The sequence below is a fragment of the Streptomyces sp. MS19 genome, assembly GCF_047200595.1.
Taxonomy (GTDB): Bacteria; Actinomycetota; Actinomycetes; order Streptomycetales; family Streptomycetaceae; genus Streptomyces.
Window position 1 is genome coordinate 14,132 of the sequence record NZ_JBJZOH010000018.1, and the last position, 26,198, is coordinate 40,329.

Here is a 26,198-nt window from a genome sequence, read left to right on the forward strand (position 1 = left end):
TCACAGCCCGCTTCTATGCTCGGAGGATGACTACGAGTCCCTCTGTCCCCACGGCCAACGCGATGCGCCGCGCCCTCCGGCGGGCCGAGACGGGGGTCGCGCTCGACGTGTCCGAGGCCGCCGTCCTCCTCCAGGCGCGGGGCGCCGACCTCGAACGGCTCGCGGGCGCGGCGGCGCGGGTGCGGGACGCGGGCCTCGAAGCGGCGGGCCGGCCGGGGGTGATCACCTATTCAAAGAAGGTGTTCATCCCTCTGACCAGGCTGTGCCGCGACCGCTGCCACTACTGCACGTTCGTGACCGTTCCGGGGAAGCTGCGCCGCGCGGGCCACGGCATGTTCCTGTCGCCCGACGAGGTGCTCGACATCGCGCGGCAGGGCGCGGCGCTCGGCTGCAAGGAAGCGCTGTTCACCCTCGGGGACAAGCCGGAGGACCGCTGGCCCGAGGCGCGCGAGTGGCTTGAGGCGGAGGGGTACGACGACACGCTCGCGTACGTACGGGCCATGGCCGTCCGCGTGCTGGAGGAGACCGGCCTCCTGCCGCACCTCAACCCGGGCGTCATGTCCTGGCTCGACTTCCAGCGCCTCAAGCCCGTCGCGCCGTCCATGGGCATGATGCTGGAGACCACCGCGACCCGCCTGTGGTCCGAGCCGGGCGGCCCGCACCACGGCTCGCCCGACAAGGAGCCCGCCGTCAGGCTGCGCGTCCTGGAGGACGCCGGGCGGTCCAACGTGCCGTTCACCACCGGCCTGCTGATCGGCATCGGCGAGACGTACGAGGAGCGCGCCGAGTCGGTCTTCGCCATACGCGCCGCCGCCCGCACGTACCGGGGCATCCAGGAGGTCATCGTCCAGAACTTCCGCGCCAAGCCGGACACGGCGATGCGCGCCATGCCGGACGCCGAGCTGTCGGAACTGGCCGCCGCCATCGCCGTCACCCGCCTGCTGCTCGGCCCGGCCGCCCGCATCCAGGCCCCGCCGAACCTGGTGGACGAGGAGTACGCGCTGATCGTCCGCGCGGGCATCGACGACTGGGGCGGCGTCTCCCCGCTCACCCCCGACCACGTCAACCCCGAGCGCCCCTGGCCGCAGATCGACGACCTGGCCGCCCGCACCGCCGCCGCCGGCTTCGACCTGCGCGAACGGCTCACGATCTACCCGGAGTTCATCAAGCGCGGCGAACCGTGGCTCGACCCCCGCCTGCTGCCGCACGTCACCGCGCTCGCCGACCCCGACACCGGGCTCGCCCGCCCCGGCGCGATGCCGCGCGGCCTGCCCTGGCAGGAGCCCGACGAGCCGCTGACCGCCGCCGGGCGCACGGACCTGCACCGCACCATCGACACCGAGGGCCGCACCTCCGACCGCCGCGACGACTTCGACGACGTGTACGGCGACTGGGCCGCCCTCGCCGAACTGGCCGCCCCCGGCAAGGCCGCCGAGCGCATCGACACCGACGTACGCGCGGCCCTCGCCGTCGCCGCCGACGACCCCACGCGCCTCACCGACGACCAGGCCCTCGCCCTCCTCCACGCGGACGGGCCCGCGCTGGACGCCCTGTGCCGCGTCGCCGACGACCTGCGCCGTTCCGTCGTCGGCGACACCGTCACGTACATCGTCACGCGGAACATCAACTTCACCAACGTCTGCTACACCGGCTGCCGCTTCTGCGCCTTCGCCCAGCGCCGCACCGACGCCGACGCGTACAGCCTCTCCCTCGACCAGGTCGCCGACCGCGCCGCGCAGGCCTGGGACGTCGGCGCCGTCGAGGTCTGCATGCAGGGCGGCATCCACCCCGACCTGCCCGGCACCGCCTACTTCGACATCGCCCGCGCCGTGAAGGAACGCGTCCCCGGCATCCACGTCCACGCGTTCTCGCCCATGGAGATCGTCAACGGCGCGACGCGCACCGGGATGTCCGTCCGCGACTGGCTGACGGCCGCCCGCGACGCCGGCCTCGACACCATCCCCGGCACCGCCGCCGAGATCCTGGACGACGAGGTCCGCTGGGTCCTCACCAAGGGCAAGCTGCCCGCCGACACATGGATCGACGTCGTCGGTACGGCGCACGAACTGGGCATCCGCTCCTCGTCCACCATGATGTACGGCCACGTGGACCAGCCGCGCCACTGGCTCGGGCACCTGCGGACCCTGGCGGACATGCAGCGGCGGAACGAGGAGAAGGGCGTCGCGGGCTTCACCGAGTTCGTCACCCTCCCGTTCGTCCACACCAACGCGCCCGTCTACCTGGCCGGCATCGCCCGCCCAGGCCCCACCGCACGCGACAACCGCGCCGTCACCGCCATGGCCCGCCTCCTGCTCCACCCGCACATCACCAACATCCAGACCAGCTGGGTGAAGCTCGGCACCGAGGGCGCCGCCGAGATGCTCCGCTCCGGCGCCAACGACCTCGGCGGCACGCTGATGGAGGAGACCATCTCCCGCATGGCGGGCTCCTCCTACGGGTCCTACCGCTCCGTCGCCGACCTGCGGGCGATAGCCGACGCGGCGGGCCGCCCGTCCCGCCTGCGCACCACCACGTACGGCGAGGTCGCCCCGGAGCGCGCCGCCCGCGCGGCCGAGGCGGACGGCCGCCTGCCGAAGCTGCTGCCCGTCCTGGGCGGTGACGCGTGAGCACCCCGGGGGCCGGGCGGCTGTGGGGCCGCGCCGACCAGCAGGACTTCCGCAGCCGCGTGCGGGGCTGCCTGCTGGGCGGGGCGATCGGCGACGCGCTGGGCGCGGGCATCGAGTTCGACTCCCTGGAGGCCATCCGCGCGGCGCACGGGCCCGCCGGGGTGACGGACTACGTGCCCGCGTACGGGCGGCGCGGCGCCGTCACCGACGACACGCAGATGACGCTCTTCACGGTGGACGGGCTCATACGGGCGCACGTACGCCGCGACACCGGCGCCTGGCACCCGCCGACCGACCTGCACGCCGCCTACCGCCGCTGGTACCAGACGCAGCGCGACTGGGGCCCCGACGAACGCCGCCCCCACGACGGCTGGCTCGCCCGCCAGGAGTGGCTGTACGCGCGCCGCGCCCCCGGGAACGCGTGCCTCGTCGGCCTCGGCGACGCCGTGATGGGGACGGTGGAGCGGCCGAAGAACCCCGACTCCAAGGGCTGCGGCACGGTGATGCGGTCGGCGCCGTTCGGCCTGCTGGTCGGCTGGGACGCGCCGCTCGTCTTCCAACTGTCCGTCGAATGCGCCGCCCAGACCCACGGCCACCCCACCGGCCAGCTCGCCGCCGGGGCGTTCGCCGCGATCGTGCACGCGGTGGTGCTGGGCGACGACCTGGACACGGCCGTGCAGAAGGCCCTCGTCCTGCTGGCGGCGCGCCCCGACCACCAGGAGACGACGGCCGCCCTGAAACAGGCCCTCGGCGCGGTACGCCAGGGCCTCCCCTCGGCCGAACGCGTCGAGTCGCTGGGGGAGGGCTGGGTGGCGGAGGAGGCCCTGGCGATGGGGGTGTACTGCGCGCTGGTCGCGGAGGACATGGCCCACGGCCTGCTGCTCGCCGTCAACCACGGCGGCGACTCCGACTCCACCGGCTCGATCTGCGGCAACCTCCTCGGCGCCCTCCACGGCGAAACGGCCCTCCCACCCGCATGGCTGGCCGAGCTGGAGGGCCGCCCGACGATCCTGGAACTGGCCGACGACTTCGCGATGGAGATGACACAGGGCCAAGCCCTGCACACCCCCGCCGACTCCTCCCCGGCCTGGCTGGACCGCTACCCGAGGGGCTGACCCTTCACCCGCCCGAGGAACGCCCCCCACGCCTCCGCCGGGATGCGCACGAGCCCCGCGTCAACATCCTTCGAATCCCGGACCATCACACTAGCCAGAACGCCAGCCGCCACTTCGACGCACTCAGTGGCGGCTTGGCTGTAGCTGGACTTGATGAAGGTGCTCTCGGGCATCGGGTCATAGCTCCTTACGTACCTTCTCGATCAGCCGTCGCGACTGAACCGTGTCCAGACTAGCCCCGGCCATGCGCTGGAAATGACGGTCGTAGATCCTGCTCTCTTCCTCGTTCTCGGCCACGAAAGCCTCGTTGACTCCGTCCTCGTAAACGACATCGACCGTCTCGGACGGGTCGAACGTGAGGATGGTGTACGCCCTGCTCGGGCAACCAATGGCGCCAGCATTGAACGGGAGGACCTGAAGGCGAAGGCTCGGGTGGTCCGCCATGTCGATCAGGTGCCCCAACTGATGGCGCATGGTTTCGGGACTGCCGATGAGCTGTCGCAGAGCCCCTTCCCAGATGATCGCCTGTACCTTCAGCGGGTCGTCTCCGTACAGGCGTTGCTGCCGCTTCAAGCGGATGTTGACGGCTTCCTCAAACTCCACGGGTACGTAGTCCGTGTTGCCCAGGAACAGCCCCTGTACGTAATCGGGGGTCTGAAGCAGTCCTGGGATCACAGTCAGTTGCATGCACCGCAGTCGCGTGGCGACCTCCTCCATCGCCAGGTACTCCTTCAGTACCGACGACCAAGTAGCCCTGGACCACCAACCTTTGGTCTTGCGTCGATCGCGGTCAATGCGAGCCAGGGCGAGTAGCCGATCCACGATCTGAGGGTCCGAGACGCGGTAGGCGTCGCACAGAGCCCGCAGATCCGGCTCGCGCATCGGGACCCAGCCGTGCTCCATTTTGACGATCTTCGTAGCCGTCGCATCGAGCACGGCGGCGGCTTGCGCCTGCGTCATCCCGGCCGCGTCCCGTAGGCGCGACAGGTCACTGCCGAGCCTGCGGCCCAGGACGGTCGAGACGCGGTTGCCGAGGTATGCGCTGTTGCTCACGACGCCCAGTCTCCGACCTGACGTCCCATCGCGTCTAACCGGTTCACTCTTTGGAGACTAAATTCTCCGAGACGATTGTCTCCGAGTTCTTTGGTGCTCTACGGTCGGTGCTCAGTGAATCACCACGAGTGCGAAGGTGTGATCGCATGAACGTGCCCTCTTCCGTGCCCGAGCCCAACGGCGTCCTCCACGAAGACCGCCTCACCTACACGCCGTTGCCGCGCAGTGTGCGGCTGGCCCGGGTGCGGACGGCGCGGCTTGTGGGGGAGGAGTGGGGGTTGCCCGAGGTCGCGGGGGATGCCGCGCTCATCGTCAGTGAGCTGGCGGGCAACGCGATCTTCCACGGCCGGGTGTCCGGACGCATGTTCCGGGTGCATCTGCTGCGCAGCGACGAGACGTTGCGCATCGAGGTCACCGACCCGCGCACCGAACGCCTCCCCGAGCAGCGCCAGCCCGCCGACGACCAGGAGTACGGACGCGGCCTCCTCCTCGTCGGCGGCCTCTGCTCCCGCTGGGGCACGGAACCCCTCGTCGTCGGCAAGACCGTCTGGGCCGAGATCGACCTCAAGCAGCGGCAGTAAGGGCATGGGCCGCCGCACAGGTGCTCGACGGCGAGGACGGGTGCGTACCCGCCTCGCCTCGGCGATTGCCGTGTGGACTCAGGGATGCCCGATGAGCCAGACGATGCGCACCTCCACGCGGTCGGGGAAGACGCGGTAGCTGATGGAGACTCCGGCCTGGGAGAGGACGAGGCGGCGCAGCGCGGTCGGGCCCTTCCCCTCGAAGATCTCGCCGACATCGAGCGGGCGGGCGGTGAGGACGCCGCGTACGGCCTCGTTGACGGCCTTGCGCCGGGGCGGTGTCAGGCTCGCCATGCCACGGCGGGCGTCGTCCAGGACGACGACTTTGTAGCTCACGGCGTCCTCCGGCCCGGATCGTCGCGCACGGCGGCGTCGGGGCGCAGGGCGAAGTCCTCGTCATAGTCGGCCATGACTTCGTCCCACGGACTCACCGGCGTCGTCGCGTCCTCGCTCTCCCGCGCGGCCTGCCGCAGCGCGGGGTGGACGCGTGCCAGCCACAGCGTCCGGTACTCCGCGATCAGCTCGCCGATCGCAGGGAACGCAACAGTCTCCAGCCGCGCGCTGAACGCGTCCACGTCCCCGGGCCACGGCGCGAGCGCCGCCTTTAACTCCGCGATGCTCTGCGGCCCCTCGTCCTCGTCCAGCCGGTGAGGTGACCGTGTCGGCCGACCCTCGCCCTCGGCAGCATCAGTGCCCACGGTTTGTCCTCTCGACGTCGCAACCGGCACGTCGATCACTGTAAGCGTTCATGTGATCGCGCAGCGACTGTGCGGTGGACACCGGAGTGCCGTCGACGCGGTACTCACGGCCGGGTGTCCGGACGCATGTTCCGGGTGCATCTGAGGTGCACCGGCGAGACGTTGCGGATCGAGGTCACCGGCCCGCGCACCGAACAGCGGGGCACGGAACCCCTCGACCTCATGTGAGGGGGTACAGCCTGCTGTAGTGCTGATCGGGCGGGCGGCTGGATGGTTCGTGGTGGTCGTGGCGGGGAGTGTGGGTCCCGCACCGAGAACATGAGATACCAGCACACCGGACGGCCGCATGACCCCCCTGACACGACGCGCCGCGCTCGCCGCGTTCGCCCTGCCCGCCCTGACGGCGCTGCCCCTCGCGCCCGCCGCCCGTGCTCGGGACGCCGATGTGACGCGTGCCCTCGCGCGCGCCGCCCGTCCCTTGGACGACCTGAGGCCGCTGGGCCGGGCGATCGGGGACGCGCCCGTGGTCGGCCTCGGCGAAGTCGTCCACGGCGCCCACGAGTTGTACGAGCTGAAGCATCGCGTCTTCCGTCACCTCGTGGCGGAGAAGGGATTCACGGCCTTCGCGCTTGAGGTCAGCTGGAGCGTGGGCCTGCGCCTCGACGCGTACGTACGCACGGGGAGCGGCGATCCGCGCCGCATCATGGACGACGAGTTCGGCGGCGGGGCATGGCCCTGGCACGTCGAGGAGTATCTGGCGCTGTTCCGGTGGATGCGCGAGCACAACCGGCGGAATGAACGGCGTCCCGTACGGTTCGTGGGCGCCGACCTGTCACAGCCCCGCCTGGGCGAGGCGCTGTTCGACGGCGTCCTGGCGTACGTGGGCCGCCACCGCCCGCACGCCCTGCCGGAGTTCGAGGACTGCTACCGCGAGCTGCGCGCCCGGCCGACCGCGGCCGACTTCGCCGCGCTGCCCCCGGCGGACCGCGAACGGCTCGCGGGCCTCGCACGCCGCGCCGCCGAACGCCTCCCCGCGCCCGGCCGGCCCGCCGCCACCCCGTACGCCTGGGCCGCCCAGCACGCCTGGAACATCGCCGAGACCACCGCCCTGCTTGCCACCGACTTCACCGACCACGCACAGCACCGGCAGGCCCTGCGCCGCCGCGACGCGCTGATGGCCCACAACGTCGCCTGGTGGCACCGCCACGTCGGCGGCAAGGTGCTCGTCTCCGCGCACAACGGCCACACCGCGTACGCCACTTACGACCCCGACTACTACCCGACGACGCAGGGCGCGTTCCTCCGGGAACGGCTCGGCCGCGACTACCTCGCCATCGGCACGACGTTCGGCCACGGCGAACGCGTGGACACCGGCCCCGGCGGCGGCTGGGCCACGACGTCCTTCCCGCCCCCGCAACGGGGGAGCAGTGAGGAGACCCTCGAACGGGCCGCCCGCCTCGCCGGGCACCGCGACTTCGCGCTGGACCCGCGCACGGTCCCCGCCCCCGCCCGTACGTGGCTCGCCACCCCGCGCCCCACCCGGGACATCGGACACCCCGACGACCCCTACCGGCAGTACGTCCTCGCCGAGGGGCATGACAGCCTCATCCACCTCGGCCGCCTGCACGGCGCCCGCCCCCTGACGTGAACCGGCAGAGGAGCCGCCCCATGTCCGTCCTGATCCGCCTGTTCCTGTGGACCGTCCTGGTGGCCGGTGCCCTGGCGAACGCCGCGCTGTCCCTGCGCGGAGGCGGCACGTTCCCCGCGCTCGCCTGCGGCTGCGCGGCCGTCGTCGCGGCCGCCGCCCTGGTGGCCCTCCGACGCCGGCGCTGAGCGGTCAGTTCCCCGCCGGGGGGACCACGCGGATGTTGAAGCCGTGGGTGCCGAGGGACTGGGCGATGCCGATGAAGAGCAGCGCGAAGTGTTCCTGGCCCCGGGCGGTCGCGATCCCGCCCAGGTCGTGCAACGAGTCGGCGGGCCAGCCCAGGTCGCGCAGCAGCGCGGCCACCGTACGCTTCGCCGCCGCGTCGTCGCCCGACAGGAAGAGCGTGCTCGGGCCTTCGAGCGAGCCCGGCGCGACCATCACCGACGAGTCCACGGTGCACAGCGTCTTCACCACACGCAGCGCCGGGAACGTCCGCTGGATCTCCTCGCCCATGCTCTCCACCGGATGCGACAGCGACCAGTCCTCGCCGAAGCCCACCGCGACGTCCAGCAGCACCTTCCCCGCCAGCGCGTCCGCGCCGACCGAGGAGAGCAGCGCCACGGACGGGGTGCCAGGCGTCGCGTTGACGACCACCTAGGCGTCGGCGACGGCCGCGGCCACGTGCCGTACCGGCAGGGGCCCGCCGCGCAGCTCCGGGTCCTCCGGCCGCCGCGACCCGAGGACCACCCCGTGGCCCGCCCGCGCCCACGCCCCGGCGAGGGCGCGTCCGACATTGCCCGTTCCTATGACAGCGATCTCCATGGGTCCGACGCTAGGTGCCGCCGGACCGCGGCGCGTCGGGCCGCGGTCGCGCCCCCCGCTACCCCATCCGGCCTACGTCGGGCGGGGGCGTGACTGGGCGGCCTTGCCGAGGTAACGGGCGTGGTGGTTGCGGGCGTTGAGGGTGTCGCGGTGGTCGGGACCGAGGACGCGGGCGTAGTCCCGTGCGACCTCGGCCATCAGGCGCGCCGCTTCGGCGTGTTCACCGGATTCGCCGAGCTCGTAGGCGTGGAAGTCGCGGGCGTAGAGGGTGTCGGGGTGGTCCGGGTCCAGGACGCGGGCGCGTGCGGCGGCGACTTCGGCGTGCAGGCGTGCCGACTCGCGGTGGTCCCCCTTCTCGGCGACGAAACGGGCGTGGTTGTGCCGGACGGTGAGCGTCTCGGGGTGCTCTGGGCCGAGGACGCGCGCGTAGTCGGGGAGCAGTTCCGCCCACAACCGGGCGGCTTCCGCGCGCTCGCCCGCCTTGCCGAGGAAGCGGGCGTGGTGGTTGCGGGCGTTGAGAGTGTCGCGGTGGTCGGGGCCGAGGACGCGGGCGTAGTCGGGTGCCAGTTCGCCCATCAGCCGGGCGGCTTCGGCGTGTTCGCCCGACTCGCCGAGGTCCCAGGCGTGGAAGTCGCGCGCATTGAGCGTGTCGGGGTGGTCCGCTCCCAGGACGCGCGCACGGTCGGCGGCCACCGAGGCGTGCAGCCGCGCCGACTCGCGGCGGTCCCCCGTTCCTCCGACGAAGCGGGCGTGCTGATGCCGGGCGTTTAGCGTCTCGGGGTGGTCGGGTCCGAGAGCGCCTGCGTAGTCGGGGAGCACTTCCGCCCACAGCCGGGCGGCCTCCGCGTTCTGGCCCGCCAGGCCGAGGTAACGCGCCTGGTGGTTGCGGGCGTTGAGGGTGTCGCGGTGGTCGGGGCCGAGGACGCGGGCGTAGTCGGGTGCCAGTTCGCCCATCAGCCGGGCGGCTTCGGCGTGTTCGCCCGACTCGCCGAGCTCCCAGGCGTGGAAGTCGCGCGCGTAGAGGGTGTCCGGGTGGTCCGGTCCCAGGACGCGGGCGCGTGCGGCGGCGACTTCGGCGTGCAGGCGTGCCGACTCGCGGTGGTCCCCGTTCTCGCCGACGAAGCGGGCGTGGTTGTGCCGCACCGCAAGGGTCGTGGGATGGTCGGGGCCGAAGACACGCTCGTGGTCCCGCACCAGGTCGGCCCACACCCGGTCCATCTCCGCGTGCTCGCCCGCCTTCCCGAGGTAACGCGTGTGGCTCGCCTGCGCGTTGAGCGTCTCCGGGTGGTCGGGGCCGAGGACGCGGGCGTAGTCGCGCGCCAGCTCGGCGTACAGGCGGGCGGCGTCCACCGCGCCGCCCGCCTCGCCGAGTTCGCCCGCGTGGTTGCGGCGGGTGTGCAAGGTCTCGGGGTGGTCGGGGCCGAGGACGCGTGTCCGGTCGGCCGCGACCTCGGCCAGCAGCCGGGCGGCCTCCGCGTGCTCCCCCGTCCTGCCGAGGTGGGAGGCGCGGACGGAACGGGCGCTCAGCGTGTCGGGGTGGTCGGGCCCCAGGGCGCGTGCCGAGTCGGTGGCCAGTCCGGCGTACAGGCGGGCGGCTTCGGCGTGTGCGCCCGCCTCGCCGACTTCCCAGGCGTGGTGGTGGCGCGACAGCAGGGTGTGGATGTGGCCGGGGCCGAGGACACGGGTCCGGGCGGTGACCAGCTCGGCGTGCAGGCGTGCCGACTCCGCGTGGTCCCCTGCCTCGCCGACCGCGCTCGCGTGGCGGCTGCGGGCGTCGAGGGTGTCGGGGTGGTCGGGGCCGAGCAGGCGTTCCCGTTCGGTGACCAGGCGCGCCGCCGCGGCGCGGGCGTCAGGCTCCTGCTCCGGCGCGGGCGCCGCCGCGGTGGGGGCGGCGTGCGCGTCGATCAGCGTCGTCACGGCCTGCGGCCACGGCTGGGCGGTGGGGAAGTCGAGCGGCGGGTCCCAGTGGGCGGTGATCAGGTCGAGGAGCCGCGCCGTCGTGGGCCGGTCGGCCGGGGCCTTGGCCATGCACGCGGCGACCACGGCGCGCACCGCCTCCGGCAGCCCGTCGAGCCGCGGCGCACCCGTGACGACGCGGTGCAGGATCGCCAACGGCGGGCCCTGGCCGAACGGTTCGGCACCGGACGCGGCGTACGCGAGGACGGCGCCGAGGGAGAAGACGTCGCTCGCCGTGCCCACCTGGCCGCCCTCGGCCTGCTCAGGGGCCATGAACCCGGGCGTGCCGATCGTGACGCCGGTCTCGGTCAGCGCCGTGGCGTCCATCGCGCGGGCGATCCCGAAGTCGATGACGCGCGGCCCGTCCGCCGCCAGCAGCACGTTCGACGGCTTGAGGTCGCGGTGCAGCAGGCCCTCGGCGTGGATGGCCTGCAACGCCTCGACCAGCCCGGCCGCCAGCGGCCACAGCGAGCGTTCCGGCAGCGCCCCGGCCGCGCTCACGGCCTCGGCCAGCGTCGGCCCCGGGACGTGGACCGTCGCGACCCACGGCGTGTCGTCCTCGGGCCCCGCCGCCACCACCGCCGCCGTGAACGCCCCGCCGACCGCCCGCGCGGCGGACACCTCCAGGCGGAAGCGGCGCCGGAACTCCGCCTGCTGTCCCAGGTGCGGGTGGACGACCTTCACCGCCACCGCCCGCCCGCCCGGCGACCGGCCGAGGAACACCTTCCCCATCCCCCCGGCGCCGAGGCGGCCGCGCAACACGAAATCACCCACGCGTACGGGATCTCCGGCCGCCAGCGGCTCCATATCGCCCTCCACCCCTCGCCGAACGCGCACCCACCGACCACTCCCCGGCGAGCTACCCGACCGCCGGGGCGCCCCGGTCCCGGTTCGGAAACAGTCCCGTCCCCGTGATTCTGCAAAGCCATGTCCCGTGCGCGCCGGGCGACTTACCCTGTCCGGATGAGCCTGTTCCGACGGCGTGCCGGGCGGACTTCCGCCGTGCCCGGGTGGTGTGCGTGGTTCAGCCCGGACGAGTGGGACGCGTTCCGCGCGCTGGTGGAGGAGTCGGTCAGGGACGAGCGCGGTGACGGCGTCCGCGTCGAGGACGGCCGGCCGTACGCCCGCGGGTACACCCGCGAGGGGCAGCCGTACATGACCGAACTGGCGCCGCTCGCGCAGGAGTTACGCGACCACCCGCGCGCCCTGTGGCCCGCCGCGCTCGCCGAGGTCTTCCAGCGGCGCAACGCTGCCGTGGCCGAGGGACTGCGCCTGCTCGACGGCCCGTTCGACGCCGTCCGCCACCGCCTCCTGCCGCGCGTCGAGCCCGCGGGCACCGCCGCCGGCGGCACCGCCCGTGACCTCGGCGGCGGCCTGACCGCCGTCCCCTGCCTCGTCACCGACGGGGGCAACTTCACCGTCGAGACCGCGCATCTCGCCCACTGGGACGTCTCCCCGGACGAGCTGTGGGCCCTCACCACGCACAACCTGCACCGCGAGCCGTGCCAGAACAACGAGTTCGGCGAGCCCGGCTCCGGCTGCCGCGTCCTCACCGGCACGGGGGAGTGGACCGCGTCCCACCTCCTGCGGATGGACGAGCTGACGGGCGGCGCCCCGCACGGCGCCCTGGTCTCCGTGCCCCGCACGGACGTCCTGCTGTACTGGGCCATCACCGGCCCCGACCTCTTCGTCCGCGGCCCCTACCTCCAGGCCGCCGGGCGCGAGCTGCTCGCCCGCCCCGGCGGCGAGGAACGGCGCCTGACCACCGACCTGTTGTGGTGGTCGGACGGCGTCCTCGAACCCATCTCCCTGCCCACCCTGGGACCGGGAGCGCCCCACAGCGGGACGAAGGACGACCCCCACGTCCTCAAGATCACCCCCCGCTTCCTGGAAGTGCTCAAGGCCATCGGCTTGTCGAGGGGCTGACGGTGTTCCGCCGCCACGAGACGGTCTCGCCCCTCCTCGCCGCCGTCCGGGCGCGCGCCGACGCCTGGGAACGCGCCCGCGACGCCGACGCCGTCCTCACCGTCGACGCCGACCTCGAAGCGTCCCGCCTGATCAGGGAACTACCCGGCCGCGGCGGCCTCGGCGCCACCGGCGAGGCGTACGTGCTCGCCGTCGGCCGCCTGCACTGGTGCCAGTTCGAGGCGCTGACCGCGCGCGGCGAGCACGAGCGTGCCGCCACCCCGTACGAGGCGGCCCTCAGCCAGCTCTGCCTCTTCGACACGTCGCGCCGCGGCAGGTCGCGCGGCGAACTGCCCCCGCCCGTCGCCGCGTTGTTCGACCGCACCCCCGAGGCCCGCCGCGACCCCCGCCGCGCGGCGGCTGTGGCGGGCCAGGCGATGGCGGACGTCGCGGCCCAGGGCATCCCCGAGGCGGAACGCGGCTCCCTCCCCCTCCCGGTGTCCCCGCCCGGCCGCGACCCGCGCACCGTCCTCGACCACGCCGCCGACACGCTCGACCACGCCATGGCCGCGCTCACCGCGTACACGCCCGAGCACGGGATCGCGTCCCTCCTGCTCTGCTCGGCCCTGGTCATGCGGCAGGACCACGGCACCCCGCGGCCCGCCGATCTCGACCGTGCCGTTGCCCTCCTGCGGTCCCTGGCCCCGCCGTCCGGCGCGCACGCCGACCCCGTCCAGGTGGACCGTCTCCTCGGCCACGCCCTCTCCCTGCGCGGTCAGCGCGACGACGACCCCGCCGACCTGGACGAGGCGATCGTCCTCCTCCGCGCGGCGATCGACGCACTCCCCCCTGACCACTTCAGCGTCCCCGAGCGCTGGAGCCTCCTCGCCCGCGCCCACTACGCCCGCTATCTCGCCGCCCCCGACGACGACGCCCTCGACTCCGCGATCACCGCCGTCCGTTCGGCCGTCCGCGTGTCCGGGCTGCTCGGGCACGCGGACCGCGCGCGGCGGCTGGCCGAGCTGAGCGAGATGCTGCTGCGGCGCCACCAGCGCACGTCCGACCGCGCCGCCGCCGACGAGGCGCTGGCCGCCGCCCGCGAGGCGACGGCGACGGCCGCGGACGAGGCGACCCGCCGCCGCGTCGCGGGCGCGCTCGGCCGCGCCCTCCTGACCCGTTACGCGTACGACCCGCACGCCGCCCATCTCACCGAAGCCGTACGGCTCCTGCGCGACACCGTCCCGGAAGGCCCCACGGCCGACCACCTGGACGACCTGGCCGTCGCGCTCCTCCACCTGCACCGCCACCGCGCCGCCACCGGCACGGCCGTCACCGACACCCCCGAACTCGACGAGGCCACCGCCCTGCTCCGCGCGGCCGCCGCCCTGCCGTCCACCCCGGCCGCCCGCACCAACATCCTCATCAACACCGGCGCCGCCCTGAAGGAACGCCACCTGCTCACCGGCGACCGCGACCTCCTCGCCGAGATCACCGACACGTACCGCACCGCCGCCGAGGGCACCGCCAGGCCCGGCACCCGCTGCGCCGCCCTCCTCAACCTGGGGCTCATCCTCGGCGAACGGGCCACCGACCACGGAGAACCGGGCCTGCTCCCCGAAGCCGTCGCCACCCTCCGGGCGCTCACCGCCACCGAGGAGGCCGAGCCGGAACTGCGCCTGAGCGCCGGCCGGAACTGGGGCAAGTGGGCCGCGAGCGCCGGGGACTGGGCGACGGCGGCGGAGGGGTACGCGCGGGCCGTCGCCGTGCTCCCCGAGCTGGCCCCGGCGCACCTGCGCGCCGCCGACCGGGCCGAGCTGCTCTCCGGCCGCCTCCAGGTCACGCGCGACGCGGCCGCCGCCGCCCTCCACGCAGGACAGGACGCGCGCGCACTCGAACTCCTCGAACACGGCCGCGCCATCCTCCTCACCACCGCACTCGAACTCGACCGCGAGACCACCGACCTGCGCGCCGTCGCCCCCGGCCTGGCCGACACGCTCGAACGGGTCCGCGACGCGCTCAACTCCCGCCTCGACGACCCCGACCGCCGCCACCGCCTCGGCGCCGAGCGGCGCAACGCCGTCGCCCGCGTCCGCGCCCTGCCCGGCTTCGCCGACTTCCTGCGCCCGCCCACCGCCGACCGGCTCGCCGCGCACACGACGGCCGGGCCCGTCGTCACCGTCAACGTGAGCGAGCACCGCTGCGACGCGCTCGTCCTCGACGCCACCGGCCTCCGCGTCGTCCCCCTCACCGCCCTGCGCCCCGCCGAACTCGACGACCGCGCCCGCCGCTTCGCCCGCGACACGGCCGCCGCGCACGACCCCGCCGTCCGCCGCCCGGCGCGCGTGGAGGCGCAGGAGTCCCTGCGCGACACGCTCGCCTGGCTGTGGGACACGGTGGCCGGGCCGGTGCTCGACGCCCTCGGGTACGCGGCGCCGCCGCCGGACGGGACGCCCTGGCCGCGCGTGTGGTGGTCGCCCACCGGCGCGCTCGCCGCGCTGCCGCTGCACGCCGCCGGGCACCACGACGGCGACCGCGCCGTCCTCGACCGCGTGGTGTCCTCGTACACGCCGACGATCCGCGCCGCCCGCGCCGTGCCGCGCGCGGCGGACGGCACGTGGCTCCCGGCGCTGGTGGTGGCCGTGCCGGAGGCGCCGGGGGCGCGCCCGCTGCCGGGCGCGCTGGCGGAGGCCGCGTTTGTCACCGGCGAGATCGGCGGGCGGGTGCTGACGGGCAGGGAGGCGACGCGCGAACGGGTCCTCTCCCTTCTGCGCGCGGGCGGTCTGGCGCACTTCGCCTGCCACGCGCACCTCGACCCGGCGCGTCCGGCCGTGGGCCATCTTGTGCTGGACGACGGGCCGTTGCTCATCAGCGACATCCACCGGCTGCGGGTGCGGGACGCGGAGCTGGCGTTCCTGTCGGCCTGCTCCACCGGGCTGGGGACGGACGACCTGGCGGACGAGGCGGTGCACCTGGGGTCGGCGTTCCGGCTGGCCGGGTTCCGGCACGCCGTCGCGACGCTGTGGCAGGTGCAGGACAGCGCGGCGGACCGGCTGGCGCGTGACTTCTACACCGCGCGCCGGGCGCACGGCGACACGGCGCTCGCGCTGCACGAGGCGGTGCGCACGGCGCGCGAGGTCACCCCGCGCCTGGTGACGCGCTGGGCGGCGCACGTCCACACGGGCGTGCAGGAGCGGTGAGCGTGCCGGGAAATCCCTTGCGGAGCGCGCCGGTGTCTTCCAGGCTGCGGAGTGTGACCGAGGTGCCGGAACGGTGGAGCAGGGCGCGCGTCTTCCCCGACATGTGGGTGGACCCCGACGAGGACCCCCGCGACAGTGACGGGGTGGCGCCGGACGGCGAGTTGGCGACTCTGCGGGAGTACCTGCGAGACTACCGGCTGACGTTGCTGCTGAAGTGCGAGGGGCTCGACGCGGAGCAGATGGCGCGCCGGTCGGTGCCGCCGTCCACGATGTCCCTGCTCGGACTGGTCCGCCATCTCGCCGAGGTCGAGCGGGACTGGCGCGGCTGGATCGTCTCGGAGGTGCCCGCGCCGAGGCTGTACGGCGCGCGGGACGGCGACTTCGGCGGCGCGGCCCCGCGACAGGAGCTGGTCGAAAGCGCGTTCGCCGACCTGGCCCGCGAACAGGCCGCGACCGACGCGGCGTTGTCGGCGCATCCGGACCTCGGCGCACGGGTGTGCCGGGACGGCGATTCCGCCCGGGGGCTGTGGGTGCACCGCATCGAGGAGTACGCCCGCCACTGCGGGCACGCCGACCTGCTGCGCGAGTGCATCGACGGCCGGGTGGGCCAGTGACGCGGCCCGCCCGCGTCCGTCCGCAGGGGGTGCCTCCTCGGCGCGCCATGGGCCGCGTTCAGCCTGCACGGCGGCTTCGAAGGGCACGTGCGCGGCCCCGGCGTCGTGGTGGCGCTCGCGCTCGGCCTGGCCGGGGTCCTGGCCTGGTGGACCCCGCGCCACGAGCCCGATCCCGGCTACGGGCCGGGCAGCTGACGGGTCGTCACCGTACGCGTCACTCCTCCGCCACGCCTCCGCACGAGCGCCGGACGATCAGCCGGGGCTGGATCGTCACACGGCGCGGCGCGGGCGGGTCGGCGTCGAGCTGGTCCAAGAGCATCTCGGCGGCCAGCACGCCCAGTTGCCGCTTGAGCGGCGAGACCGCGGTGAGCGGCACCTCCGCCAGCGCCGCTATCTCGTCGTCGTAGGCGATCAGCGCCAGGTCCTCGGGTGAGCGCAGGCCGCGGGCGCGCAGCCGCTGGAGCATCTCCACGGCGTCGTGGTCGGAGTGCACCAGCGCGGCCCGCACCTTCCCGTCGAGGCAGGCGTCGATGAACGCGTCGTACTGCCGCGTCGCGCGCGCCGAACCGAGCGGGTTGTACCCGGCGTCTACGGCGGGCGCCGCCGGGTCGAGGCCGAGCGCGCGGACCGCGTCCGCCCAGCCCTCCTGCACCAGCGGCGCGGTGGGAGTCTGGGTCATGTAGAGCGCGACCCGTTCGTGGCCGAGGGACCGCAGGTGCTTCACGGCGAGGAACGCGCCCTGGCGGTGGTCGGTGACCACGTACTGGCAGGGCTCGTACGGGTCGAGCGGCTGCCGTTCCATCAGCACGAACGGGCGTCCGCACGCGCGCAGGGCCTCCAGTGTCGCCTCGGGCACGTGGTGCGGGCCCGTGGTGGCGGCGAGCAGCCCGGCCACGCCGGAGTCGCACAGCTCCTCGATCTGCGGTACGTCGCGCGGCCGTTCGGTGTCGGTCAGGCCGATGACGACGCGCGCGCCGCGCCGGGCGGCGACCTCGCGGACCCCGGCGATGGCGCCCGGGTAGTAGTACGTCGCGGAGGGCACGAGCAGGCCGAGCGTGCGGTCGCCCGCCGGGGGCGCCGGCTCGGGGGCGGCGGGCGCGGCCGGTTCGGCGTCGGCGGGGGACGGCGGGGGGGCCGCGCGTTCGACGGGGATGGCGCCGCCGCGCACCTTGGTGAGGCGGCCGAGGTCGGCCAGCTCCTGGAGGTCGCGGCGGATCGTGCCCGTGGACACACCGAAGCGCTCGGCGAGTTCGGCCACGCGTACGGCACCGGTGGCGTGCAGCTCGCGCAGCAGCAGCTCCTGGCGTTGTTCCACGAGCATGTCGGCCATGTCCCGCGTCCTCTCTCGATGCTGCGTGAAGCTTAGTGCACGTTCATTGATGTTCATGGCTGCTCGTGGATGTTGATGGATGAAACTGATCGTTTCTATTGACTGATTGTCGTAGTTGGGTCAGTGTGCTGGGGCACAACGCCAACGAAGGAGAGGTGCCTCGTGCTCCGACGCATTGTCGCGGCGGCGGCTTCGGTCCTGATGCTCGCCTCCTGCGGGCTGGCCGACGGTGGCGCCGACGGTCCGACCGAGATCACCTACTGGTCGTGGGTGTCCGGTTCACAGGAGATCGTGGACCGTTTCAACGCCACGCATGACGACATCCAGGTCAACTTCGAGCAGATCCCGGCGGGGACGTCCGGCGGCTACTCGAAGATGTTCAACGCCGTCCGGGCCGGCCGCGCCCCCGACGTCGCCACGGTCGAGTATCCGCAGATGCCCGGCTTCGTGACGCAGAACGTCATCCAGCCCATCACCCGCTACGGCGTCGCCGACCTCGCCGACCAGTACCCCCAGTGGGCCTGGAGCCAGGCCGCGCTCGGCGACGAGGTCTACGGCCTGCCGAAGGACGTCGCCCCCACCGTGCTGTTCTACCGCTCCGACCTCTTCGACGAGTACGGCCTGGAACCGCCCGCCACCTGGGACGAGTACCGCGCCACCGCCGAGCGGCTCAAGGAGCTGGACCCGGACGCGGCCATCACCACGTTCAGCACCGCCGACGCCGGACTCGTCTCCAGCCTCGCCTGGCAGGCGGGCGCGCACTGGTTCGACACCTCCACCGGCACCTGGAACCTCGACACGGACGACGAGGCCACGCGCCGCATGACCGAGTACTGGGACGGCATGATCGAGGACGGCCTGGTCAACGCCGAGCCGACGTACGCCGAGAAGCACATCAACGACCTCAACGCCGGCACCTCCCTCACCCTGCTCGCCGCCCCCTGGAGCGCCGCCAACCTCTCCCGCTTCGTGCCCGACCTGGCCGGCAAGTGGGGCGTCGTCCCCCTGCCCACCTGGGACGGCCAGCCGCGCGCCGGGAACTACGGCGGCTCCGTCATGACACTCCCCGTCGGCTCGCCCCACCCGGACGAGGCCATGGAGTTCGCCCGCTGGGTCTCCACCTCCCCCGACGCCGTCGCGGCCGCGGCCACCATGTCCACCGCCTTCCCCGCGAACCTCGGCCTCGCCGACGCCTGGGGCGAGGCCACCGAGGCGGCCATGCCGTACGTCCAGGGCATGGACCTCACCGCCGTCGCCCGCGAGGCGGCCCTCAGCATCGACCCCTCCTGGGAGTGGGGTCCCGACATGACCAACGGCTTCCAGCGCCTCAACGACCGCACCGGCGCCACCGTCGGCTCACCCGGCGGCCTGACCGCCGCGCTGCGCCGCTGGCACGACGACATGCTCGACCAGATGCGCCAGCGCGGCTACGAGGTGACGGGCTGACGGGGCGACCCCGGCCCGACGGAGAGGAACGACAGGGACAGTCATGGCATCCATCACCGGCACCCAGGCCCGCACCGGCGCGACGGCGCGAGGCACCACGGGACGCGGCGGCAGGCGGGGCGGCGTACTGCTGCTCCTCGGCCCCTTCTTCGCGCTGTTCGTCTTCACCTACATCGGCCCGATGCTCTACGCGCTGTGGCTCAGCTTCTTCCGCGAGCGCTACGAGGGCATCGGCTGGGACGGCCCGCAGCGCGTCTTCGCGGGCCTGCACAACTACACGCGCGCGCTGACCGACGAGCAGTTCCTCCAGGGCACGGGCCGCGTCCTGCTGTACGGCGTGATCTACGTGCCGCTGCTCATCGCGCTCGCCGCCCTCTTCGCGCTGCTGCTCGACAGCGCCATGACGGCCGCGCGCCGCTTCTTCCAGACGGTCCTCTTCCTGCCGCACATCGTCCCCGGACTGATCGCGGCGATCGTCTGGGTGTACCTCTACACCCCCGGCCTGAGCCCCATCGTCGACGCACTGGACGCGATCGGCATACAGGCCGACTTCCTCAACGGCGGCGGTGTCCTCGGCTCGCTGGTCAACATCGCCGTGTGGCAGTCACTGGGCTTCAACGTCGTGCTGATCTACGTCGCGCTCCAGGCCATCCCCAAGGCCACCGTCGAGGCCGCGCGCATCGACGGCGCGGGCGAGATCCGCACCGCCGTGTCCGTCAAACTGCCGCAGGTCTTCCCCGCCGTGATGGTCGCGACGCTCTTCACCATCATCGGCTCCCTCCAGCTGTTCACCGAGCCGCAGATCATGTCCGCCTCCGGCAACAGCTCGGTGACCAGCACCTGGACGCCCAACATGCTCGCCTACTCGTCCGCCTTCAACAGCAACGACTACCACTACGCCGCCACCGTCTCCGTCCTGATCGCCGTCCTCGCCGGAGTCCTCTCCTTCGCCGTCACCACGTTCGCCAACCGGAGGAGCGCCCGATGACCGACGTCCTCACCACCGAGCGCCCCGCGCCGGAGGCCACACCCCGCGACTCCCGGCCGGAGGAGCACAGCCGCGCCTGGTGGCTGCGCCGCTCCACGGCCACGATCCTGTGCGCCATCGCCGCCATCTACACGCTGATGCCGCTGATCTGGCTCGTCTTCGGTGTCACCAAGACACTGCCCGAGCTGTACAGCGCCAACGGCTTCTCGCCCTCCGCCGGATTCCACGTCTTCGACAACATCGCGGACCTCTTCCGCCAGGACGACGGCGTCTTCGCCCGCTGGATACTCAACACTGCGGGATACGCACTGGGCGGCGCCGCCATCGCCACGCTGCTGTCGGTCGCCGCCGGGTACGCCTTCGACAAGTTCCAGTTCCCCGGCCGCGAGAAGTGGTACGCCGTCGTCATCGCTGGCGTGCTGATCCCGCACACCGCGATCGTCGTCCCCCTGTACCTGATGATGTCCGAGATCCACATGACGGACACGTACTGGTCCGTCCTGATCCCGGTGATGGTCAACCCCTTCGGCGTCTACCTCGCCCGCGCCTACTCCTCCGGCGCCATACCCGACGAACTGCTGGAGGCCGCCCGGCTCGACGGCGCCGGCGAACTGCGCACCTTCTTCTCCGTCGGCCTGCGCCTGATGGGCCCCGGCGCGCTCACCATCTTCCTGTTCCAGTTCATCGCCATCTGGAACAACTTCTTCCTGCCCCTGGTGATGATCACCGACAACGACCTCTTCACCATCGGCCAGGGCCTGTTCACATGGAGCTCGGCCGACGGGCAGAACCCCGACTACACGCGCATGGTCGTCGTCGGCTCCGCCGTCGCGACCATCCCGCTCATCCTGCTGTTCATCCCGCTCCAGCGCCGCTGGCGCGCGGGCCTGACGGAAGGCGGCATACGTTGAGCACCTCCCCCCACAGCCCGTTCCCCCACAGCGCGGCCCCGCCCGAGGACCACCGGCTCTCCCCGCGCACCGGCTACACCCGCGCCCACTGGGAGTGGGCCGCCGACGGCATGCTCGCCGCGGTGCGCCCGTACGCCACGCCCAGCGGCTCCCTGATCGACCTGCCGGGCCCGGCCAGCGTCTCAGGGCGCTGGAGCGACGGCCTGGAGGGGTACGCGCGCACGTTCCTCCTGGCCGCCTTCCGCGCCGCGCACGCCGCCGACCCCGAGCCGGTCGTCGCCCCGTACGCCACCGGCATCGCCGCCGGCACGGACCCGGCCTCGCCCGAACGCTGGCCCACGCCCGAGGAGATCGGGCAGGCACGCGTCGAGGCCGCCTCCGTCGCCCTCGCCCTGCACGAGACCCGCGCCGTCCTGTGGGACCGCCTGGACGACGGCGTACGGGAACGCGCCGTCGCCTGGCTCTCCCAGATGTCAGGCATCGACGTCCCGCAGAACAACTGGGTGTGGTTCCGCGCGGTCGTCGCCGCGTTCCTGCGCTCCGTGGGCGCCCCGTACTCCACCGCCGACATCGAGCACGCCGTCGCCGCCACCGACGGCTGGTACCGGGGCGACGGCTGGTACTCGGACGGCGACGAGCGGAACTTCGACCACTACAACGCCTGGGCCATGCACCTGTACCCGCTGTGGTACTGCCGCATCACCGGCGACACCCCCGAGACCGCCGCGCTGTCCGCCCGCTACCGCGAACGGCTCAGCGCGTTCCTCCAGGACGCCGCGCCCTACCTCGTCGGCGGTGACGGGGCGCCGCTGTTCCAGGGGCGGTCGCTGACGTACCGCTTCGCCGCCGCCGCCCCGTTCTTCAACGGCGCGCTGTTCGACGCCAACCCGCTGCCGCCGGGACTCACCCGCCGCGCGGCCAGCGGCATGCTGCGCCACTTCCTGGACCGTGGCGCCACCGAGGAGAACGGGCTGCTCTCCCTCGGCTGGCACCGCCGCTTCGAGCCTGTGCGCCAGCCGTACTCGGGACCCGCCTCGCCCTACTGGGCCAGCAAGGGCTTCACCGGGCTGCTCCTCCCACCCGACCACCCCGTGTGGTCCGCGCAGGAGCAGGACCTACCCGTCGAGCGGGGCGACTTCACACGCGCCCTGCCCGTACCCGGCTGGCTCGTCTCAGGCACGGCGTCGGACGGCGTCGTCCGCATCTCCAACCACGGCACCGACCACACCCCGCCCTACCACCACGTCTACAGCCGCCGCGCCTACTCCACGCACGCCGCGCCCGACTACGACGGGCCCGACCCGGACCGCGAGACCCCCGTCGAGCCGCTCTCGCTCACGGGCCGCACCGCCCTGTCCCGCTCCGGCGGCATCACGACCGCCTCGGCGGTCAACGGGCCCTGGGAGGTCCGCGTCGTGCACGCCAAGGGCTCGGACCCGGTCCGCATCCCCGGGCACACCCTCGCGGGACCCGCCGAGCCCTCCGGCGACCACGGCCTGACACGCCGCGCGGACGGGCTGACCAGCGCACTGCTCGTGCTGTACCCGGCGTTCAACGCGACGGTCACCCTGCACCGCGCGCAGGACGTCAATCCCTACGGCACGCACAGCGCGACGCCCATCTACGAGGCCGCCGCATCCGCCGGCGCCCCCCATGCCGTCGCGCTGTACCTGGGCTCCACCCCGCCCGGCACGCTACCCACGGCACCACGCCTCGCGCTCCACCCCACCGCGCCCACGGCCACCGTCACCTGGCCTGACGGCCAAAGCGACACCTTCCCCACCGGCGCCGCATAGCGCAGCCGGGGTATCACCGGCACGTGCCCGCGGCCACGCCTCCCCGCGTACGCGCGGCACGTGCCGGTGCCGCCCCAGCCGTCAGGCGAGCGCGTCCCGGTGCCGCGCCACCCACGCACGCGCCTCGCGGACCCGCGCCGGGACATCCGCCTCCCGCAGCCGCACCACCTCGTTCACCAGACCGCCCGCCAGCGCCCGCGCCCGCTCCGCCAGGGCGGCGTCCTCCGGCAGCGCGCTGACCCGCACGGGATCACGCGTCGCGTCCAGCACGACGACGGACAGGGAATCTCCCGGCTGCGGCAGTGGCGCGTCATTGCGCCACGCGGGCAGCTTCGCCTTGTCCACGAGCCCCGCCGTGCCGTCCTCCAGCACGACCAGGACTCCCCACGGCGCGACCGAAGTCACCCGTGCCTCCGACCGCTGATGGTCGAACACCCGGCACCTCCCTCTGCGGAGGCTCAGGCTATGCGGGCGAACGGTGCCGCCACGTCCCTCTCCCTCGGCTGGTGCTGCATCAGACGACGGGCCACACCGGCGTAGCCGTGTCTGCGGGCCATGCTGCCCGCCTGCCGCTCCAGCAGCGTCCGCTCCGCCGTGTCCTGCATGGACGCGACGAGTCCTACCAGCGCGTGCAGTTCACCCCGCCGGTAGCCCAGGCCGCGCGAGACGGTCAGCGCCGCCTGATGGTGGCCCACGGCCTCCATCCGGTCGCCGACGAGCGTCATCGTCCGCCCCGCCGCGTTGTGGCACTCGGCCAGGGCCCACCGGTCGCTGTGCGCCTCGGCGACCCGCAGCCCCTCCCGCACGGCCGACCTGGCCGCGCCCGCGAGCCCACCCGCCGCGTGCAGCGCGCCGAGGTACGCCTGCGACAGCGCCGCCATCCTCGGCAGCCGGTCGCTGAGCGCGAGCGCCGCCTCCTGCGCGGCGACCGCCTGCTCCAGCTGCCGCAGGTCCTCCTGCGCCACCCCCATCTCGGTGAGAGCCAGCGCCTCCAGCCAGACGATGCGCAGCGAACGCGCCAGCCGCAGCGCGGTGCGGTGGTACCGCACCGCGATGTGCGGACGCCCCAGGTCCACCTCGACCCGGGCCAGGCCGCACAGCGCCAGCGCGATCTGCTCGGGCCGCTCGGCCGCCGTGAACTGCTCCACGGAGTGCGTCAGCAGGTCCCGCGCCTCGGTCAGGTCGCCCGCGAGCCAGCGCAGCCTGCCCAGGTACTCGTACGCCGCCGCCTGGACGCCGGGCAGCCGCTCCTCGTGCCCGATGGTCAGGGCCTGCCGCGCGTACTTCTCGGCCTGGTCCACCTTCCCCGCGATCAGCATGGCGTCGGTCAGCGAGACGCACAGCTCGCCCTCCGCCTCGCGGTCACCGGCGCGCCGCGCCGCGCGCAGCCCGGCCAGCGCGCCCGCCAGCCACTCGGGCATCAGGCTGTTGTGCTTGCACATGCCCCACAGGCGCTGGGCCAGCATCCAGGCCGCGGGGAACGGGCCGTGCTCGGCCGCGCATCCGGCGAGCGCGGGCAGGTTGCGCAGCTCGCCGCCCGCCTCGCGCCGCAGGAGGCGGGCCGCCGCGCTGTCCGGGGCGGGTCCTGTCGTGACGACGCCGTCGGGCCCCGCCACGTGCAGCCGCACCGGGCCGCCCGCGAGCACCGAGGCCGCGCGCAGCGACCAGGCCGTGAGCCGGTGGACGGCCGCCGCACGCTCGTCCGGCCGCTCGTCGGCGAGGGCGCGGCGGCGCGCGTACTCGCGCAGCAGGTCGTGCGGGAAGCGGTAGCGGTGCGTGCCGTGCGGCTCGATGAGGTTCGCCGCGACCAGCGAGTCGAGCACCCGCTCGGTCTCCTCGTCGCCGAGGCCCGCCAGCGCGGCGGCGGCGCGCCGGGTCAGCTTCGGCCCCGGCACCAGCGACAGACGCCGCAGCACCCGGCGGGACGTCTCGTCGAGCGAGTGGTACGACAGGTCGAGCGACGCCGAGACGGACAGCTGCTCGTCGCCCGGCACGGCGGCGTGCGCCAGCGGGTCCTCGGAGGTGAGGCGCCGGGCTATGCCGTCGAGGTCCTCGTCGGTCACGGACGCGCCGGCCGCCACCAGCCGCAGCGCCAGCGGGAGATAGCCGCACAGTCGCGCGATCTCCGCGGCGGACTTCCCGGCGGCGGGCCCCAGCATCGTGTGCAGCAGTTGCTCGGCGTCCTGCGCCGGGAGCACGGGCAGGTCCACGTGCCGGGCGCCCTCGCCCGCGACGAGCCCGGTCAGCCGGCGCTGGCTGGTGATCAGCACCGCGCAGCCAGGACTGCCGGGCAGCAGCGGGCGTATCTGCTCGGTGTGCGCCGCGTTGTCGAGCACGACCAGTACGCGGCGTTTGGCGAGGAGGGAACGGAAGAGGCTGGACCGCTCCCGGGTGTCCGGCGGTACGTGCTGGTTGGCCACGCCGAGGGACCGCAGGAATCCGCCCAGGATCTCCGTCGGGTGGGCGGGGCCGAGCGGGTCGAAGCCGCGCAGGTCGGCGAACAGCTGGCCGTCGGGGAAGTCGTCGACCACCTGGTGGGCGCAGTGGACGACCAGTGCCGTCTTGCCCACGCCCGCGGTGCCCTCGACATAGACGATCGGCATGCCGCCGGAGCGCAGCAGCCCCGTGATCCGGCCGACCTCCTCGGTCCGGCCCGTGAAGCCGTACGCGTCGTGCGGCAGTTGGGCGGGGACGGCCGCCGGGGCCTTCTCCGGGGGCGGCCTGCGCGGTGCCTGGGCGCCCCCGGACAGGACGAGCTGGTGCGCGGCGCGCAGTTCGGGACCGGGATCGGTGCCGTACTCCTCGGCGAGGCGCTGGCGGATGCGCGCGTAGACGTTGAGCGCCTCGATCTGGCGGCCGGAACGGGCGAGTGCCCGCATCAGGAGGCCGTGCAGGTGCTCGCGCTGCGGGTGTTCGGCGGCGAGCCGCACGAGTTCCGGGACGTGCTCGGGGCCGTGGCCCAGGTCGAGGCCGAGCGCGTGGCTCTCCTCCAGGGCGATGAGCTGCTGTTCGGCGAGCCGGTCCCGTTCCAGCTCTATGCCGGGGCCCATGGTGTCCTCGGCGAGCGGCCCGCGCCACAGCGCCGTGGCCCGGGTGAGCGCCTCGGCGGCGCGGGCGGGCTTGTCCTCGTTCTTGAACGAGCGTGCGGCGGCGAGCAGTTCCTCGAACTCCCACAGGTCGAAGCCGCCGCGCGGGTCGATCGCGTAGCCCGCGGTGGTGAGGGTGATCGGTGCGGTGGCGGGCAGGCAGCGGCGCAGGCCCGACACGTACTTCTGGATGAGATTGACCGAGGGGGTGGGCCCGTCGGCCCCCCACACGGTCGCGATGATGCGCTCGGCCGACACGGGCCGCGGCGCGCGCAATAAGAGCGCGGCGAGGACGGCTCGTTGCCTGGGCGGGCCGAGGGGGATCTCCGCCCCGGCCCGTAGTGCTCTCAATGGGCCGAGAACCTCGAATCGAACCCCGTATTCAGTCATGACGAAACCCCGTATTCGATCACAACGTACCCGAAATG

General features: G+C 73.6%; 22 protein-coding genes. 12 read left to right on the forward strand and 10 right to left on the reverse strand.

Annotated features, from left to right (window positions below):
• Nucleotides 1–26: 26 nt before the first annotated feature.
• A complete protein-coding gene (locus ACL02R_RS18220) occupies nt 27–2,627 on the forward strand; it encodes a bifunctional FO biosynthesis protein CofGH (RefSeq protein WP_412797987.1) in 2,601 nt (866 codons plus the stop codon).
• Nucleotides 2,624–3,742: an ADP-ribosylglycohydrolase family protein gene (locus ACL02R_RS18225; protein ID WP_412797988.1), complete on the forward strand. Its 1,119-nt coding sequence runs from the start codon at nt 2,624–2,626 to the stop codon at nt 3,740–3,742. The genes ACL02R_RS18220 and ACL02R_RS18225 overlap by 4 nt, the downstream gene beginning before the upstream one ends.
• Here the strand turns inward: ACL02R_RS18225 and ACL02R_RS18230 are convergent.
• Both ACL02R_RS18230 and ACL02R_RS18235 read right to left on the reverse strand, forming a co-directional pair.
• Nucleotides 3,727–3,915: a DUF397 domain-containing protein gene (locus tag ACL02R_RS18230; protein ID WP_412797989.1), complete on the reverse strand. Its 189-nt coding sequence runs from the start codon at nt 3,913–3,915 to the stop codon at nt 3,727–3,729. The genes ACL02R_RS18225 and ACL02R_RS18230 overlap by 16 nt on opposite strands.
• Nucleotides 3,916–3,919: 4 nt before the next feature.
• Nucleotides 3,920–4,795, reverse strand: coding sequence for a helix-turn-helix domain-containing protein (locus ACL02R_RS18235; protein WP_412797990.1), 876 nt, complete (start codon nt 4,793–4,795; stop codon nt 3,920–3,922).
• A 146-nt stretch (nt 4,796–4,941) separates the two neighbouring features.
• Between ACL02R_RS18235 and ACL02R_RS18240 the strand changes: the two genes are divergently transcribed.
• Nucleotides 4,942–5,376 (forward strand): ATP-binding protein, encoded by a 435-nt coding sequence (locus tag ACL02R_RS18240; RefSeq protein WP_412797991.1) that lies wholly within the window; start codon nt 4,942–4,944, stop codon nt 5,374–5,376.
• A gap of 78 nt (nt 5,377–5,454) precedes the next feature.
• Here ACL02R_RS18240 and ACL02R_RS18245 read toward each other — a convergent pair whose 3' ends face one another.
• Nucleotides 5,455–5,712, reverse strand: coding sequence for a hypothetical protein (locus ACL02R_RS18245; protein ID WP_412797992.1), 258 nt, complete (start codon nt 5,710–5,712; stop codon nt 5,455–5,457).
• Nucleotides 5,709–6,074, reverse strand: a complete 366-nt coding sequence (locus ACL02R_RS18250; RefSeq protein ID WP_412797993.1) for a hypothetical protein — start codon at nt 6,072–6,074, stop codon at nt 5,709–5,711. The genes ACL02R_RS18245 and ACL02R_RS18250 overlap by 4 nt, the downstream gene beginning before the upstream one ends.
• Before the next feature lie 346 nt (nt 6,075–6,420).
• On the opposite strand from ACL02R_RS18250, the gene ACL02R_RS18255 reads away from it, so the two are divergent.
• Together ACL02R_RS18255 and ACL02R_RS18260 are read left to right on the forward strand one after the other, a co-directional pair.
• Nucleotides 6,421–7,722, forward strand: a complete 1,302-nt coding sequence (locus tag ACL02R_RS18255) for an erythromycin esterase family protein (protein WP_412797994.1) — start codon at nt 6,421–6,423, stop codon at nt 7,720–7,722.
• Between the two features lie 20 nt (nt 7,723–7,742).
• Nucleotides 7,743–7,907 (forward strand): hypothetical protein, encoded by a 165-nt coding sequence (locus ACL02R_RS18260; RefSeq protein WP_412797995.1) that lies wholly within the window; start codon nt 7,743–7,745, stop codon nt 7,905–7,907.
• Between the two features lie 4 nt (nt 7,908–7,911).
• Here the strand turns inward: ACL02R_RS18260 and ACL02R_RS18265 are convergent, their stop codons facing one another.
• From ACL02R_RS18265 to ACL02R_RS18275, 3 genes are all read right to left on the reverse strand, one after another.
• Nucleotides 7,912–8,340: an NADPH-dependent F420 reductase gene (locus tag ACL02R_RS18265; protein WP_412797996.1), complete on the reverse strand. Its 429-nt coding sequence runs from the start codon at nt 8,338–8,340 to the stop codon at nt 7,912–7,914.
• A 33-nt stretch (nt 8,341–8,373) separates the two neighbouring features.
• Nucleotides 8,374–8,541: an NAD(P)-binding domain-containing protein gene (locus ACL02R_RS18270; RefSeq protein ID WP_412797997.1), complete on the reverse strand. Its 168-nt coding sequence runs from the start codon at nt 8,539–8,541 to the stop codon at nt 8,374–8,376.
• Between the two features lie 72 nt (nt 8,542–8,613).
• Nucleotides 8,614–11,271 (reverse strand): tetratricopeptide repeat protein, encoded by a 2,658-nt coding sequence (locus ACL02R_RS18275; RefSeq protein WP_412797998.1) that lies wholly within the window; start codon nt 11,269–11,271, stop codon nt 8,614–8,616.
• Nucleotides 11,272–11,460: 189 nt separating this feature from the next.
• On the opposite strand from ACL02R_RS18275, the gene ACL02R_RS18280 reads away from it, so the two are divergent.
• The 3 genes from ACL02R_RS18280 to ACL02R_RS18290 are packed head-to-tail and all read left to right on the forward strand — an operon-like array spanning nt 11,461 to nt 16,213.
• Entirely contained in the window at nt 11,461–12,423 is a 963-nt protein-coding gene (locus ACL02R_RS18280; RefSeq protein WP_412797999.1) for a hypothetical protein, read from the forward strand.
• A 2-nt stretch (nt 12,424–12,425) separates the two neighbouring features.
• Nucleotides 12,426–15,599 (forward strand): CHAT domain-containing protein, encoded by a 3,174-nt coding sequence (locus ACL02R_RS18285; protein WP_412798000.1) that lies wholly within the window; start codon nt 12,426–12,428, stop codon nt 15,597–15,599.
• 53 nt (nt 15,600–15,652) lie between these two features.
• Nucleotides 15,653–16,213, forward strand: coding sequence for a DinB family protein (locus tag ACL02R_RS18290; RefSeq protein ID WP_412798001.1), 561 nt, complete (start codon nt 15,653–15,655; stop codon nt 16,211–16,213).
• A gap of 214 nt (nt 16,214–16,427) precedes the next feature.
• Here ACL02R_RS18290 and ACL02R_RS18295 read toward each other — a convergent pair whose 3' ends face one another.
• Entirely contained in the window at nt 16,428–17,543 is a 1,116-nt protein-coding gene (locus tag ACL02R_RS18295) for a substrate-binding domain-containing protein (protein WP_412798002.1), read from the reverse strand.
• A 162-nt stretch (nt 17,544–17,705) separates the two neighbouring features.
• Between ACL02R_RS18295 and ACL02R_RS18300 the strand changes: the two genes are divergently transcribed.
• Genes ACL02R_RS18300 through ACL02R_RS18315 form a run of 4 tightly spaced genes read left to right on the forward strand, consistent with a single transcriptional unit; the run spans nt 17,706 to nt 22,684 of the window.
• Nucleotides 17,706–18,989, forward strand: a complete 1,284-nt coding sequence (locus ACL02R_RS18300; RefSeq protein WP_412798003.1) for an ABC transporter substrate-binding protein — start codon at nt 17,706–17,708, stop codon at nt 18,987–18,989.
• Nucleotides 18,990–19,032: 43 nt separating this feature from the next.
• The gene (locus tag ACL02R_RS18305; protein ID WP_412798004.1) at nt 19,033–19,977 is read left to right on the forward strand and encodes a carbohydrate ABC transporter permease; all 945 of its coding nucleotides are present in this window, start codon (nt 19,033–19,035) and stop codon (nt 19,975–19,977) included.
• Nucleotides 19,974–20,888 carry a carbohydrate ABC transporter permease gene (locus ACL02R_RS18310; RefSeq protein ID WP_412798005.1) on the forward strand — a complete coding sequence of 305 codons (915 nt, stop codon included), beginning with the start codon at nt 19,974–19,976 and terminating at the stop codon, nt 20,886–20,888. Before ACL02R_RS18305 ends, ACL02R_RS18310 begins: the two co-directional genes overlap by 4 nt.
• Nucleotides 20,885–22,684 carry a DUF2264 domain-containing protein gene (locus ACL02R_RS18315; RefSeq protein ID WP_412798006.1) on the forward strand — a complete coding sequence of 600 codons (1,800 nt, stop codon included), beginning with the start codon at nt 20,885–20,887 and terminating at the stop codon, nt 22,682–22,684. The genes ACL02R_RS18310 and ACL02R_RS18315 overlap by 4 nt, the downstream gene beginning before the upstream one ends.
• An 81-nt stretch (nt 22,685–22,765) precedes the next feature.
• On the opposite strand, the gene ACL02R_RS18320 is transcribed toward ACL02R_RS18315, so the two are convergent.
• Together ACL02R_RS18320 and ACL02R_RS18325 are read right to left on the reverse strand one after the other, a co-directional pair.
• Nucleotides 22,766–23,119, reverse strand: a complete 354-nt coding sequence (locus ACL02R_RS18320; RefSeq protein ID WP_412798007.1) for a hypothetical protein — start codon at nt 23,117–23,119, stop codon at nt 22,766–22,768.
• A gap of 23 nt (nt 23,120–23,142) precedes the next feature.
• Complete coding sequence (locus ACL02R_RS18325; protein WP_412798008.1) at nt 23,143–26,160, reverse strand: BTAD domain-containing putative transcriptional regulator; 3,018 nt, start codon at nt 26,158–26,160, stop codon at nt 23,143–23,145.
• Nucleotides 26,161–26,198: the final 38 nt, after the last annotated feature.

What these genes read in the sequence shown, in the direction of transcription:
- ACL02R_RS18220 (WP_412797987.1), top strand. Translation starts at nt 27, where the DNA reads ATGACTACGAGTCCCTCTGTCCCCACGGCCAACGCGATGCGCCGCGCC.
- ACL02R_RS18230 (WP_412797989.1), bottom strand. Translation starts at nt 3,915, where the DNA reads ATGCCCGAGAGCACCTTCATCAAGTCCAGCTACAGCCAAGCCGCCACT.
- ACL02R_RS18240 (WP_412797991.1), top strand. Translation starts at nt 4,942, where the DNA reads ATGAACGTGCCCTCTTCCGTGCCCGAGCCCAACGGCGTCCTCCACGAA.
- ACL02R_RS18255 (WP_412797994.1), top strand. Translation starts at nt 6,421, where the DNA reads ATGACCCCCCTGACACGACGCGCCGCGCTCGCCGCGTTCGCCCTGCCC.
- ACL02R_RS18260 (WP_412797995.1), top strand. Translation starts at nt 7,743, where the DNA reads ATGTCCGTCCTGATCCGCCTGTTCCTGTGGACCGTCCTGGTGGCCGGT.
- ACL02R_RS18270 (WP_412797997.1), bottom strand. Translation starts at nt 8,541, where the DNA reads ATGGAGATCGCTGTCATAGGAACGGGCAATGTCGGACGCGCCCTCGCC.
- ACL02R_RS18280 (WP_412797999.1), top strand. Translation starts at nt 11,461, where the DNA reads ATGAGCCTGTTCCGACGGCGTGCCGGGCGGACTTCCGCCGTGCCCGGG.
- ACL02R_RS18295 (WP_412798002.1), bottom strand. Translation starts at nt 17,543, where the DNA reads ATGGCCGACATGCTCGTGGAACAACGCCAGGAGCTGCTGCTGCGCGAG.
- ACL02R_RS18305 (WP_412798004.1), top strand. Translation starts at nt 19,033, where the DNA reads ATGGCATCCATCACCGGCACCCAGGCCCGCACCGGCGCGACGGCGCGA.
- ACL02R_RS18310 (WP_412798005.1), top strand. Translation starts at nt 19,974, where the DNA reads ATGACCGACGTCCTCACCACCGAGCGCCCCGCGCCGGAGGCCACACCC.
- ACL02R_RS18325 (WP_412798008.1), bottom strand. Translation starts at nt 26,160, where the DNA reads ATGACTGAATACGGGGTTCGATTCGAGGTTCTCGGCCCATTGAGAGCA.